Source organism: Saccharopolyspora kobensis, assembly GCF_900108315.1.
Taxonomy (GTDB): domain Bacteria; phylum Actinomycetota; class Actinomycetes; order Mycobacteriales; family Pseudonocardiaceae; genus Saccharopolyspora; species Saccharopolyspora kobensis.
Window position 1 is genome coordinate 881,789 of sequence record NZ_FNVB01000002.1, and the last position, 12,535, is coordinate 894,323.

Annotated in this window: 11 protein-coding genes and 1 pseudogene; 6 read left to right on the plus strand and 6 right to left on the minus strand. The window is 69.6% G+C overall.

Annotated features, from left to right (window positions below):
• The first annotated feature begins 23 nt into the window (after positions 1-23).
• On the plus strand, positions 24-1,709 hold the full coding sequence (locus C4T78_RS03870) for an NAD(P)H-dependent oxidoreductase subunit E (RefSeq protein ID WP_093347144.1): 1,686 nt from the start codon (positions 24-26) through the stop codon (positions 1,707-1,709).
• Positions 1,709-4,396, plus strand: coding sequence for a formate dehydrogenase subunit alpha (gene fdhF / locus C4T78_RS03875; RefSeq protein ID WP_093347141.1), 2,688 nt, complete (start codon positions 1,709-1,711; stop codon positions 4,394-4,396). Before C4T78_RS03870 ends, fdhF begins: the two co-directional genes overlap by 1 nt.
• Positions 4,397-4,452: 56 nt before the next feature.
• Here fdhF and C4T78_RS03880 read toward each other — a convergent pair whose 3' ends face one another.
• A complete protein-coding gene (locus C4T78_RS03880; RefSeq protein WP_093347139.1) occupies positions 4,453-4,896 on the minus strand; it encodes a DUF7144 family membrane protein in 444 nt (147 codons plus the stop codon).
• Between the two features lie 298 nt (positions 4,897-5,194).
• Here C4T78_RS03880 and C4T78_RS03885 point away from each other — a divergent pair, with 298 nt between their 5' ends.
• Both C4T78_RS03885 and C4T78_RS03890 read left to right on the plus strand, forming a co-directional pair.
• Positions 5,195-5,800 (plus strand): CBS domain-containing protein, encoded by a 606-nt coding sequence (locus C4T78_RS03885; protein WP_235863045.1) that lies wholly within the window; start codon positions 5,195-5,197, stop codon positions 5,798-5,800.
• A 4-nt stretch (positions 5,801-5,804) separates the two neighbouring features.
• A complete protein-coding gene (locus tag C4T78_RS03890) occupies positions 5,805-6,176 on the plus strand; it encodes a CBS domain-containing protein (protein WP_093347136.1) in 372 nt (123 codons plus the stop codon).
• Positions 6,177-6,260: 84 nt separating this feature from the next.
• On the opposite strand, the gene C4T78_RS03895 is transcribed toward C4T78_RS03890, so the two are convergent.
• The 3 genes and pseudogenes from C4T78_RS03895 to C4T78_RS36885 all read right to left on the minus strand — a co-directional run.
• A complete protein-coding gene (locus C4T78_RS03895) occupies positions 6,261-8,990 on the minus strand; it encodes an HAD-IC family P-type ATPase (protein WP_177247404.1) in 2,730 nt (909 codons plus the stop codon).
• A 1-nt stretch (position 8,991) separates the two neighbouring features.
• Complete coding sequence (locus C4T78_RS36880; RefSeq protein WP_235863044.1) at positions 8,992-9,138, minus strand: fructose 1,6-bisphosphatase; 147 nt, start codon at positions 9,136-9,138, stop codon at positions 8,992-8,994.
• 109 nt (positions 9,139-9,247) lie between these two features.
• Positions 9,248-9,493: pseudogene (locus C4T78_RS36885) on the minus strand (fructose 1,6-bisphosphatase); the annotation flags it as partial.
• Between the two features lie 143 nt (positions 9,494-9,636).
• Between C4T78_RS36885 and C4T78_RS03905 the strand changes: the two are divergent.
• Together C4T78_RS03905 and C4T78_RS03910 are read left to right on the plus strand one after the other, a co-directional pair.
• Positions 9,637-10,458, plus strand: coding sequence for a universal stress protein (locus C4T78_RS03905; RefSeq protein WP_093347134.1), 822 nt, complete (start codon positions 9,637-9,639; stop codon positions 10,456-10,458).
• A 9-nt stretch (positions 10,459-10,467) separates the two neighbouring features.
• Positions 10,468-11,301: a universal stress protein gene (locus tag C4T78_RS03910; RefSeq protein ID WP_093347131.1), complete on the plus strand. Its 834-nt coding sequence runs from the start codon at positions 10,468-10,470 to the stop codon at positions 11,299-11,301.
• A gap of 79 nt (positions 11,302-11,380) precedes the next feature.
• Here C4T78_RS03910 and C4T78_RS03915 read toward each other — a convergent pair whose 3' ends face one another.
• The gene (locus C4T78_RS03915; protein WP_093347128.1) at positions 11,381-11,878 is read right to left on the minus strand and encodes a universal stress protein; all 498 of its coding nucleotides are present in this window, start codon (positions 11,876-11,878) and stop codon (positions 11,381-11,383) included.
• A 38-nt stretch (positions 11,879-11,916) separates the two neighbouring features.
• On the minus strand, positions 11,917-12,528 hold the full coding sequence (locus C4T78_RS03920) for an Rv1733c family protein (protein WP_093347126.1): 612 nt from the start codon (positions 12,526-12,528) through the stop codon (positions 11,917-11,919).
• Between the last annotated feature and the right edge of the window lie 7 nt (positions 12,529-12,535).

Below are 12,535 nucleotides of genomic sequence, written 5' to 3' on the forward strand. Positions count from 1 at the left end.
CACCTGCCCGGTGAGGGGGATACATGGGGCGAGATGCGTTCGTCGAATGGGAGCGGCGGTTCGGGAGTGATGAAACCGCGGTGCTCCAACGGCTGCACGACACGACGGTGCGCCACGGTCGAGTCGACCGGCGGGACCTGCACGCCATCGCCGAGGAGTTCCGGCTGCCGGTGGCGGCGGTGGCCGGAGCGGCCGGCTTCTACGCGGACTTCGGCGGGGAGCACGGCACCCGGCACGTCCGGATCTGCGCGGGCACCTCGTGCTTCGTCTCGGCGGGAGATCACACCGCGCCGCTCGCGGAGGCCGCGCTGGGTGTGGCTCCCGGCCGCACCAGCGCTGACGGCTCGGTGTCGCTGGCCGAGGTGCACTGCCTCGGCTACTGCTACGCCTCGCCGACCGCGCTGGACGGGCACACCCCGATCACCGGCCCTGATCTCGGCGCGCGATTGCTGGACACCGAGCACCCGGCCGCGGCGGCGCCCGCGATCCCCTACCGGGTGGCCGGACGCGAGGCCGTGGTGCTCGCCGGACTGGTGGGAGCGGAACGTTCCTGGCAGGTGTGGCCGCACGTGGTGACCGCGGTACCTCCCGGAGCGGTTCGCGCCGAAGTGGCGTTGGCGGGGCTGCGAGGCCGAGGTGGCGCGGAGTTCCCGGTCGCCGAGAAGTGGCGGTCGGCAGCGCGCGGCCCGGCCCCGAGGTTCGTGGTGGCCAACGGCGACGAGGGCGATCCCGGCTCGTTCTGCGATCGGCTGCTGATGGAGAGCGATCCCGACCGCGTCCTCGAAGGTCTGGCGCTGGCCGCCTTCGCGACCGGCGCGAGCCGAGGTGCGGTGTTCGTGCGCTCCGAATACCCGGTCGCCGTCGCGCGGATGCGAGCCGCGGTGGATGCCGCACGCGCCGCAGGTCATCTGGGACGCGGAGTTCACGGATCGTCGTTCGACTTCGACGTCGAGGTCGTTGAGGGTGCCGGTTCCTACGTCGCAGGCGAAGAAACTGCGCTGCTGCACGCCCTGCAAGGACTGCGCGGCGGTGTCCGGCCCCGGCCTCCGTATCCGACTGAATCCGGGCTGGCCGAGCGCCCCACCGCGGTGAACAACGTCGAGACCCTCGCCGCGGTGCCGTGGGTGCTGCGTCATGGAGGCGGCAACTACGCCAGGCTCGGCAACCGGACGGAGACCGGGACCAAGCTCGTGTGCCTGAGCCAGCGATTCCGGCATCCGGGCGTGTACGAAGTCGAGTTCGGCGTCCCGCTGCGCCACATCGTCGAAAACCTGGGCGGCGGCCTCAAACCCGGCTTCCGGCTCCGCGCCCTGCAGATCGGCGGACCGCTGGGTGGCTTCGTCTCTCCCGATGATCTGGACGTGCCGCTGCTCGCCGGCGCTCTGACCGAGGCCGGTGTGGCGCTCGGGCACGGCAGTCTCGTCGCCATCGACGACCAGATCGCGGCTCGGGAGCTGCTGCAGCACGTCTGGAGATTCGCAGCAGCCGAGAGCTGCGGCGCGTGCACCCCGTGCCGGGTCGGAACCCGCCGCGGCCAGGAGCTGGCCGCGCACTTCCCGGCCGGATCCGAACAGATCCTCTCCCAGCACGAGAAGCTGCTGGAGGTGATGTCCGTCGGCAGCCTGTGCGCCTTCGGCCGAGGCGTCCCCGCAGCGGTGCGCAGTCTGCTGCGCGTCTACCGGGACGAGCTCACCTCTGGAGATTCCTGATGCGCGTGCACATCAACGAGGCCACTGTGGACGTTCCGGACGGCACCAGCGTGCTCGATGCCGTGCACACCGCCAACCTCGAACTGCCCGCGCTCTGCCACGACGAGCGTTTGTCACCACGCGGGTCGTGCCGGACCTGCCTGGTGCGGGCAAATGAGCGCGTCGTGGCCGCCTGCACCGCTCCCGCCACGGAGGGCATGCACATCAGCCTCGACGATCCCGTTGCCCGGCAGGCAGCCATGGGCGCGGTCGAGCTGATCGTCTCCGAACTTCCCGCACGCGCGTTGGACGCCCCCGCCCAGCGCAGTGAACTCGTCCGGGCCTGCGACCACTTCGGCATCACGGCCAGCAGCTTCGCCGGTGCCACGCACGATCGCGGCACCGACCACTCCCACCCGTACGTCAAGCTCGACCGCGACCTGTGCATCGCCTGCGGGCGGTGCGTGGCCATGTGCGCAGAGGTCCAGGGCACCTTCGCCCTCGATCTCACCGGCCGCGGCTTCGACACGGTCGTCACCGCGGGCGACGGCGGGCCGTGGGTGTCCTCGCCCTGCGTCGGGTGCGGCGGGTGCGTGGACAGCTGCCCCACCGGTGCGCTGTCCGAACCCGGCCTGCTCGACCCCCGACCTGTCACCACGACGACCACGACCACCTGCGGCTACTGCGGTGTGGGCTGCACCCTGGACGTCCACGTCCGCGACGGCGAGATCGCCGCGATCACCCCGGTGCGCAGTGCTCCGGTCAATCGCGGCCACGCTTGCATCAAGGGCCGGTTCGCCCACACCTTCGTTCGCGCCGACGACCGGCTCACCGCCCCGCTGATCCGCCGAGGCGGACAACTCCTCGAAGCCACCTGGGACGACGCCATCACCGTGGTCGCCGACCGGCTGGTCGCGATCAGGGACCGGCACGGGCCGGACGCCATCGCCATGATCTCCTCCGCACGGGCGACCAACGAGGAGAACTACCTGGCGCAGAAGTTCCTCCGCACCGCCATCGGCACCAACAGCATCGACAACTGCTCCCGCCTGTGCCACGCCCCCTCGGCGGCCGGGCTCACCGCGTCCCTCGGCCTGGCCGGCGGCACCAACCCGCTCGACGACCTCGACCGCACCGATTGCATCCTGCTCGCCGGCGCCAACCCCACCGAAGCCCACCCCGTCGTCGGAGCCCGCATCAAACAACGGGTCCTGGCCGGGGCCCGCCTCGTGGTCATCGACCCCCGGCGCACCGAACTCGCCGCCCTCGCCGACGTCCACCTGCAAGCCCGCCCCGGCTCCAACGTCGCCGTCTTCAACGGAATCGCCCACGTGCTGATCGCCGAGGACCACCTCGACCACGACTTCCTGAACCAGCGCACCACGGGCTTCGCCGAGCTCGCGAGGCTGGTCGAGGACTACCGGCCGGACCTCGCCTCCGAGATCGCCGATGTGCGGGCCGCGGACCTGATCGACGCTGCGCGGTTGTTCGGGCGAGCGCAGCGTCCCGTCATCGTCTACGGACTGGGCATCACCGAACACGCCCACGGCACGGACGGCGTGCGGACCCTGACCAACCTGGCCCTGCTCCGCGGCGCAGTCGGTACCCCGGGCTGTTGCGGGATCTTGCCGCTGCGAGGGCAGAACAACGTCCAAGGCGCCTCCGACATGGGAGCGCTCCCGGACTTCCTGCCCGGGTACCAGCCCGTCACCGACGCAGCTGTCCGCGACCGGTTCGCGGCGCTGTGGGGGCACGCGGTACCGGAGCGGCCCGGTCTGCGGATTCCGCAGATGTTCGACGCAGCGATCGCGGGGGAAGTGCGCGCGATCCACGTGATCGGCGAGGACATCGTGCAAAGCGATCCCAACGCCGCCCACGTCCGCGCCGCATTACGCGCCTGCGATCTGGTGGTCTGCCACGACTTGTTCTCGTCCCGAACGGCCGAGCACGCCGACGTCGTCCTGCCGGCCGCCTCCTTCCTGGAGAAGGACGGCACCTTCGTGAACTTCGACCGCCGCTTCCAACGGGTGCGCCCCGCCGTGACCCCACCCGGAGGTGCGGCCAGCGACTTCGACATCCTGCACCGCATCGCCAACGCCATGGGCGTCGATCTGGGCTGCCGCACACCTGCCGACGCGCTCGCCGAATGCGCCTCGTTGACGCCCGTCTTCGCCGGCCTGTCGCACCAGCGGCTCGACGCCGAAGGCCCCCTGCACTGGCCCTGCAGGACACTCGATCAGCCCGGCGAGGCGGTGCTCCACCTCGACCGGTTCGCCACGCCGGACGGCCGCGCCGCGCTCGCCGCCCGCCCCTACCTGCCGCCGGGGGAACAACCCGACGGCGAATTCCCGTACCTCCTGGTCACGGGTCGGCGGCTCGTGCACTACAACACCGGATCCATGACCCGCCGCACCCCCAACGCCGAACTGCTTCCCGCCGAAGCGCTCGAACTCCACCCGGTCGACGCCGCGCACCTGCACGTGGTGGACGGGGCGGAGGTGACCGTCGCCAGCCGGTGGGGCCGGGTCACCCTGACCGCGCACCTCAACCCAGATGTTGCACCCGGCCAGGTGTTCGCGGCGTTCCACTTCCCGGACGTCGCCGTCAACGACCTCACCTCGCCGCACACCGACACCGCCACCGGCTGCCCGGAGTACAAGGTCACCGCCGTCCGAATCCGGACCGAGCATGCCAAACAGCATGCGTGAGCGTGGCCAAGGCGCGCGTGCGCTCACCCACCCAGCACGCCGCTCGATGCGTTCGGCTACTTCTCGACGACTGTTCTGCGCTGCGCACCTTCGCGAAGGTCCACGGCCAGCGCCCATATCACGGCGACGTCGATCGCGATGATGAGCAGCGACCACACCGGCTCGTACGGGATGAACAGGAAGTTCCCCAGCGCGCTGATGCCGGCGATGATCATGCCGACGACCCGCGCCCAGGACTGGCCCATGGTCAGCGCGATACCTGTGATCGCGATCAGGACGCCCAGCACCAGGTGCACCCAGCCCCAGGCCGTGACCTCGAAGGTGAAGGCGTAGTTCGCCGTGACCACGTAGTACGAACTCTGCAGGATCGCCGTGAGCCCGACGATGACGTGGAACATCCCGACGATGATCATCATGACGGCGGCGAACAACTCCACTCCACCGGCCCAGGACTCCCGAGCCGTCGGGTAGTGGACGCCCCCGTGTCCCGCGTGCGCCATGTTCCTCATCTCCTTCGCTCTGCGCCCGATCGCAGGTCAGCATCACCGCCGATGCCGCCGGCGTGGGCGTCGTCGGCCTGCTCCTGCGTGTTCGACACGACCCCCGCAGAAGTACGGCTCGATACCCCAGAATCGCGAAAGAACATGGCGGCTACCAAGGGCCCAACGGCCCCTGGCACCACGTGCTTCTCACACGGGAGGCGCATCGATGCCGTTCGACCCTCCCGGATGGCGGCTGTACCAGGCAGAGTGGCGACCGCGGCCAACTCCGCTGCGGTGGATTCAGTCGGGAGGCACGATGCAAGCCGGAGACGTCATGTCACGGCCGGTCGTCACCGTCCGCGGCTTCGACTCGATCAGGACCGCCAGCGTGGTGCTGACCGAACACGATTTCACGGCCGTACCAGTCGTCGACGATGACGGCGTACTCATCGGCATCGTGACCGAGGCCGACCTGATCAGAGACGCGATCGCCTACGATCCCCGCAGCCGCGTCCGCGACGTCCGGACGAGCACGCAGCCCACCCTCGTCAACCAGATCATGACCAAGAAGGTGCGCGCCGCAGCGCCGGACACCGACTGCGCCGACATCGCCGAAACGATGCTCAAGCACAACCTGCGTACCGTTCCCGCCGTGCAGAACGGGATCGTCGTCGGCATCGTCACCCGGCGTGACCTGATGCGCGGGCTCGCCCGTGACGACGCTGTGATCCGCCGCAACCTCGGCCGGTTCGAGCAGTGGCCGGTCGCGGTGCGCGATGGCGCGGTCGTGATCACCGACCCGGTCGACGACCCGCATGCGCGCGAGGTCGCCCGGGCGGTGGCACTGGCAACCGGCAGGTCACCGTGGCCAAACCCCGGCCGCCCACCTAGCCTCCGAACGGCACTGAGACGGAGAAGGTGAAGCCATGCAAGTCGAGGAAGCCTTCCACCCTGGAACACTCACCTGCGACGCGACGGATGCGCTCGCCGACGTCGCGCGGAAGATGACCGCTGACCACGTCGGTGCGCTCGCCGTGCTCGACGGCGAGCGGATCATCGGCATCATCTCCGAACGTGACCTCGTCCGGGCAATCGCGGAACAAGCCGACCCCCAGCAGACCACAGCCACGGCGTTCGCTTCCCACCAACTCGAAACAGCCACCGTCGGGGAGGACACCCAGGACGTCGCGCGCCGGATGCTCGATGCAGGCGTTCGCCACCTGCCAGTCAAACGAGGCCCTGCGGTCGTGGGAGTCATCTCCATGCGAGACCTCCTGGCGATCGAGACGTGGCTCTGACAAGACTCCCGTCCCACTCGCCTGATAAGGCGCCTCCCGATGCGCTGTTGGAGGGTCGGCCGAGACGCCGCCGTGACGCACAGATCATTCGGCGGGAGGCCCAACGCTGGTCGTGGAAGACCGGGGTCCTGCGGGAGCTGCCTGGTCGAAGTGGCGTCGCAAACGCTTGTCGGCGGCGATGACCAGCCATGCCAGGAGGGACAGCCCGAGAACGAGCGACCACAGGTGCATGCTGATTGGGGCGGTGTGGAACAAGGAGTTGAACACCGGCAGGTAGGTGATCGCGAGCTGCCCGGCAGCTTGGACGGTCACGCCGCCCACGACCCAACGGTTGCCGAGAACGCCGATGCTCCAGATCGACCTGTTCAGCGACCGGCAGCTGAACAGGTAGGCGACCTCCACGGCGACGAAGAAGTTCACGGCCGCGGTCCTGGCCTCGGGCAACGTGGCTCCGGTGGCTTGCGCCCATTCGAACAGCCACCACGAGCCACCGACCAGCAGCACCGAGACGAGCAGGATCCGCTGGACCAAGGCACCGGTGAGCAACGGCGTGCCCGGGTCACGGGGTGGGCGCTGCATGCTGCCCGCCTCCTTGGGCTCGAAGGCGAGCATGAGGCCGAGGGCGACGGCGGTGGTCATGTTGATCCACAGGATCTGGGTGGGCAGGATCGGCAGGGCGGAACCGACGACGATGGCCGCGAGGATGACCAGACCCTCGGCCATGTTCGTCGGCAGGGTCCACACGATGAACTTGGTGAGGTTGTCGAAGGCTCCTCGGCCTTCCTCCACGGCGGCCTCGATCGTGGCGAAGTCGTCGTCGGTGAGCACCATGTCAGCGGCTTCTTTGGCGACTTCGGTCCCGCTGAGACCCATCGCGACCCCGATGTCGGCTTGACGCAGTGCCGGGGCATCGTTGACGCCGTCGCCGGTCATCGCCACCACGTGACCACGCGCCTGGAACGCCTTGACCAGGCGGAGCTTCTGCTCGGGTGAGACCCGCGCGAACACCGAGGCGCGATCCACCGCAGCCGGCCACTCCCGCTCCGGCAGAGCCGCCAGTTCGGCACCGGTGAGCGTCTCCGCGTGCGCACCGGCGCCGAGCAGCCCGATGCGCCTCGCGATCGACGTGGCCGTCCCCGCGTGATCGCCGGTGATCATCGTGACCTTGATCCCCGCTTCGCGGCAGGCGCGCACGGCGTCGGCGGCATGACCGCGTGGCGGGTCGAACATGGCCTGCAAACCGGTGAGGACGAGCGTTCCGGGCATCGACTTCTCCACGAGGCCGTCTTGTGCCGCAACGGGTTTCATGGCCGTGGCCAGCACCCGAAGGCCTGTTCGGGCTAGCTCATCGGCCGCGACCAGCGCGGCGCGTCGATCGATCGGCCGGTGGGTGCCGTCGGAGGCCATCTCCGAGCCGCACAACACGAGGAGCCGTTCCACCGCGCCTTTGGCCAGCACCACCCTCCCGTCGCCGTCGGGCATCTCGTGCAGGGTCGCCATGTACTGGCGGTCGGAGGTGAAGGGAATCGTCGCGACCCGGGTGAGCTCGGCACCGTGGAGTTCCAGGTCCGCCTTGTGCGCGACCACCAGCATGGCCGCTTCGGTGGGATCGCCGACGGCGATGGGACGGCCGTCGCGTTGGGCGAGCGCGGCGTCGTTGCAGCCCGCCCCGGCGAGCAGGCACCACCGCAGCGCCTCGGAACGCGGCCGACCGACGACTTCGCCGTCCGGCGAGTACCCCGATCCGGTGACGTCGAACCGGCCGTCCGGAGTCCACACGCACTGCACGGTCATCTGGTTCTCCGTGAGCGTGCCGGTCTTGTCCGAGCCGATCACGGTCGTGCTGCCCAGCGTCTCCACCGCGGGCAGCCGTCGGATCACCGCCCGCCGCCTGGCCATCCGGCCGACTCCGATGGCCAGCGTGATGGTGACCGCCGCCGGCAGCCCCTCGGGGATCGCTCCGACAGCCAGTGCGACGGCCGCGGTGAACATCTCCACCGCGCCTTGCCCGCGGGCCACCCCGATGCCGAACGTCATCACCGCCAGCGCCAGGATCGCAACGGTCAGGACCTTGCTGAACCAGGCGAGCTTGCGGGTCAGCGGGGTCGCCAGCTTCTCCGCCGCACCGAGCAGCAGGTAGATCTTGCCCAGTTCGGTCGCGGCCCCAGTGGCCACCGCAACAGCTGCACCGGACCCAGCGGTGACCAAGGTGCCCGAATGCAGCATGTTGCGACGATCCGCCACCACCGTCGGTTCGGGCAGGGCCGGATGCTCCTTGATCACCGGAGCCGATTCGCCGGTCAGCGCGGATTCGTCGACGTGCAGGTCGGCTGCGCGGATCACCCGCATGTCTGCGGGTACCTGATCACCGGCCTCGACCAGCACGACATCACCGGGAACCAGGTCCTCAGCCGCGATCGTCCATTCGCGGCCCTCACGAAGCGTTCGTGCCTTGGCGCGCACCATTTTCCGCAGTGCGTCGAGTGCCGACTCGGCCTTCGACTCCTCCACGAATCCGATGATCGTGTTCAGCACGACAACGCCGAAGATCACGCCGGCGTCCACGCTTTCGCCGAACGCCAGTGTCACGACACCTGCCACCAGCAGCACGTACACCAGCGGATCGCGCACCTGCCGGAACAGCCGTACGACCGGTCCTGCCGTCCCCGGCCGGGGCAGCGCATTCGGGCCGAAGCGATCCCGCCTCCGATCCGCCTCCGCGGTGGTCAGCCCCCGACACGCGTCGGTGCGCAGGCACCTCACCACCTCGTGAGCTTCGAGGTGGTGAGGCGGCGCAGAACCTGCTGCGATCAAGTCAGCGCGGGACTGGAACAGCGGCCTGAAGCATCGGCTGCCACCGTTCGGCCAGGAGCTCTTCCAACTCTGCCATGGTGGTGTACCTCAGTTCTTCCAGCGGCGACCGGTGCGGTTCGAACGGGCCGTGGCGGCGCAGGTAGTCCATCACTTCGTTGGTCCGCGCTCTGGCGCGGTCGTCGAAGAGGTCCCGCGATCCCGCTGAAGGCGTCCGACAGCAGATCCTGACCAGCTCCGCACAGACCGAGCCGCTGGGCGAACCGGGTTGTCTGCCGGAACACGTCCCAGGCGAGGGAGTGCACCGCCTCCGAGTCCGGGCCGTGCTCCTGGGCCATGGTCAACGACAGGTCGTCACCGCAGCAGGCGCTCGCCCCGCCCACCAGTAGCCGAACGGTGACGGCGGTGTTCATGGCTTCCTCGGCCGGGCTCACCATGTCCGGGTGCACGGCGGGATGACCGAGGAAACCACCTGTGTCGGCCTTGATGATGCTCAACGTAACCATCGCGACCTCCTGGCCGAGGATCCGGGAACACTCTCCGTCGCGCTGAACTCCCGCCACTAGGGCCGACCGGCCTTGTTCCCGTTGCACATCCGGGGTACCCGGGAAGTGACCTCGCCTTGGCCGACGGGCATGGGGGTGTGAGCATGGCCGCGGACTTGCCGGTGTTCGTTGGGGTGGACGGCTCCACGCATTCGATCGGTGCCGCGATGTGGGCAGCAGGCGAGGCCGACCTGCTCCGTGCACCTGAGCTGCGTCTCGTGGTGGTCAGCAATGACCCGCTGTGCGACGACGAGGCATGGGAGACCGTGTCGGCCGTGGTGGACCGACTGGTGAGCAGCCATCCACGTCTGGAGATCTCGCCGGAAGTGGTGCACGGACATCCGGCGGACGTCCTGGTGCGACGATCGAACGAGGCACAGCTGCTCGTCGTCGGCGCACGGGGACACAGCTCGCTGAGTGCGATCCTGATCGGATCGGTCAGCACCAAGGTCGCCATGCACGCGCACTGCCCGGTCGTCGTCGTCCGGGATCACCGCGACTCCGGCCCGATCGTCGTCGGGCTGGACAACTCGCGGCACAGTCGCGCCGCGCTGGCATTCGCCTTCGACGCCGCGGCACGCCATGCGGCCGGGCTCGTGGCGGTGCACGTGTGGCGGGACGTCGGCTATGCCCCGAGCGTGCCCACGCTGAGCCTGGAGATGACCGAGGCGCGGCAGGAAGCGCAACGAGTCCTCATCCGGCAGATCGCCGGATGGACCGAGCAGTACCCGGAGGTACCGGTCCGCGAAGTCGTCCAGCGCGGACACCCGGTGGCCGAGCTGGCGGCGGCGGCCGTCGACGCGCGACTGCTGGTCGTCGGCCATCGTGGGAGGGGCGAGTTCCCCGGACTCCTGGGCTCGGTTGCCGGCGGCGTGATCCAGCACGCGTCGTGCCCGGTGGCCGTCGTACGCGGCGAGTGCAGATGAGGAGGCATCATGGTGGTACCGGAGCAACCTGTCGTGGCGGGCGTGGACGGGTCTGAGGGGTCCGTGAAGGCGGCGTACCGGGCGGCTGCGGAGGCCAGTCGGCGCAACACCGGGTTGCAGCTGCTGATCGTCAACGACGACCCGGCCCGGGCCGACCACGCGGAGCAGGTGGTGCGCAAGATCGCGGCTAAATGCCGAGTGCAGACCCCTGATGTCGTGATCACCGCGGAGGTCGCCACCGGCCATCCCGTCGAAGAGCTGGTGCGCCGCAGTGCGCAAGCGCAGCTGGTAGTCCTCGGCGCGCGCGGGCACGGCGGCTTCACCGACGCCCTGCTGGGCGGGGTGAGCACGGGCGTGGCCACCCACGCGGTCTGTCCGGTGGTCGTGGTGCGCGAGGACATCCCGATCACCGTGGGGCCGGTGGTCGTCGGAGTGGACGAATCACCGTGCAGCCTGCAAGCCTTGCGGTTCGCCTACGCCGAGGCCGCCCGGCTGCACGCAGATCTGGTCGTCCTGCAGGTGTGGCACGAGGAAGGGCTGCTCTCGGCCCCGCTCGCACCACCTGACCGGGACCGCGTGCAGCACGAGGTGGAGCAGGCGCTGGAGAAGCAGACCGCGCCGCTGCGCGCACAGTACCCGCAGGTCGCTACCCGTGAGGTGGTGCAGCGAGGCCACCCGGTGTCGGTCCTGACCGACTCCGCGCGTGATGCGCGACTGCTCGTCGTGGGCCACCGAGGGAGCGGGGGCTTCGACGGCCTGTTCCTGGGATCGGTGGCAGCAGGCGTGCTGCACCACGCCACATGCCCGGTTGCCGTCGTGCGCAGCGCAGATGGCACAGGCTGAACCGACGGTGCGAAAGCGTCATCCAGCCCACCGGTGGACAGACGGCCGGCCGGTGAGCTCTCGCGCGGATTCATCGCTCTCAGCCCAGCACCGGGTCGATGCTCTGCCCACCGGCGGGCTCGGGATCCGACTCCACACCGGCGGGCACGACCACCACCGGACACCGCGCCCGGTGGATGCAGCGCAGTGCCGTGCTGCCCAGCACCGCATCCGCCAGTCGGCCACGCCCGTGATCCCCCATCACCAGCATCGCGGCACCCACGGACCTCTCCGCAAGGGTCTCAGCCGCGTCGCCTTCGACGAGCTCGGCGTGGACCTCCGGGCTCGACGCCGAGCCCATGCAATCGCGCACGAGCCGGGTCAGCTCCTGCCAGCGCTGCTCGCGCACGTGGTGCGGCGCCAGGTCCGGGTTCATCAGCAGCGGAGCGGGCCCGGCCATGACCGCGCGTGACTCCCACACCGCGAGCGCATGCACGGGCGCGCCACGACGACGCGCCTCCCCCAACGCCCAGCGCAATGCCCGCGCGCTGGCATCGGAGCCGTCCACCCCGACCACAAGCGGTTGTCGGCTGGCCATGATGTCCGCTCACATTCCGTCGTGGCCCGCACAGCGGCTCAGTACTGCTGCCGAGTCCACTGTGGCCCGACGATCTCCCACTCTCGTTCCCATGCCTTGTCCGCACGCGCATTGGCGGCAGCTCGAACGCAGGCGATCAACGCCACGCAGACCGCCTCACCGGTCATAGCCACCCCCACGGCACCCCCGACTGCCACCGCCCGAAGCTGTCTCTCGCTCCGAGGTGCCTCTACGAGGTGCCCGGCATCGTCGATCCACACCGCGATCGTGCTACCGACCTCGCCGCCCGCCCCCACATCGATCGTCTGTACCCGGGGAGTCCCATCGGCACCAGACCACCGCGCCTCGGCCCGGTACCGGTTCACCTCGAAATCGGGATTGACCCCCACGACTTCCATGCGCGGTTCGGTGATCACGACCGCCTCCACCTGGTGCCGCACCGCAGCGGTGGCCGCCGCACGCACATCCGCTTCGTAGGAAGCCTTGCCCCACGTGAGGGCCCCCAATGGCACGACTGCCAACGCCACGACGAGCAGTGCGAGGAGCACAACAGCCTCGATGCGGTCCCGGCGACGCCGCAACGGGTTCGGTTTCAACCCCAACGTCTGACCAAGCCAGCCGGCCTCGGTCGACAGCCATCCAGCGCACATCACGTTC

Excerpts from the sequence above, each read along its gene's own strand:
- C4T78_RS03870 (WP_093347144.1), top strand. The coding sequence starts at position 24 with ATGGGGCGAGATGCGTTCGTCGAATGGGAGCGGCGGTTCGGGAGTGAT.
- fdhF (WP_093347141.1), top strand. The coding sequence starts at position 1,709 with ATGCGCGTGCACATCAACGAGGCCACTGTGGACGTTCCGGACGGCACC.
- C4T78_RS03880 (WP_093347139.1), bottom strand. The coding sequence starts at position 4,896 with ATGGCGCACGCGGGACACGGGGGCGTCCACTACCCGACGGCTCGGGAG.
- C4T78_RS03885 (WP_235863045.1), top strand. The coding sequence starts at position 5,195 with ATGCAAGCCGGAGACGTCATGTCACGGCCGGTCGTCACCGTCCGCGGC.
- C4T78_RS03890 (WP_093347136.1), top strand. The coding sequence starts at position 5,805 with ATGCAAGTCGAGGAAGCCTTCCACCCTGGAACACTCACCTGCGACGCG.
- C4T78_RS36880 (WP_235863044.1), bottom strand. The coding sequence starts at position 9,138 with ATGGACTACCTGCGCCGCCACGGCCCGTTCGAACCGCACCGGTCGCCG.
- C4T78_RS03905 (WP_093347134.1), top strand. The coding sequence starts at position 9,637 with ATGGCCGCGGACTTGCCGGTGTTCGTTGGGGTGGACGGCTCCACGCAT.
- C4T78_RS03910 (WP_093347131.1), top strand. The coding sequence starts at position 10,468 with ATGGTGGTACCGGAGCAACCTGTCGTGGCGGGCGTGGACGGGTCTGAG.
- C4T78_RS03915 (WP_093347128.1), bottom strand. The coding sequence starts at position 11,878 with ATGGCCAGCCGACAACCGCTTGTGGTCGGGGTGGACGGCTCCGATGCC.
- C4T78_RS03920 (WP_093347126.1), bottom strand. The coding sequence starts at position 12,528 with ATGTGCGCTGGATGGCTGTCGACCGAGGCCGGCTGGCTTGGTCAGACG.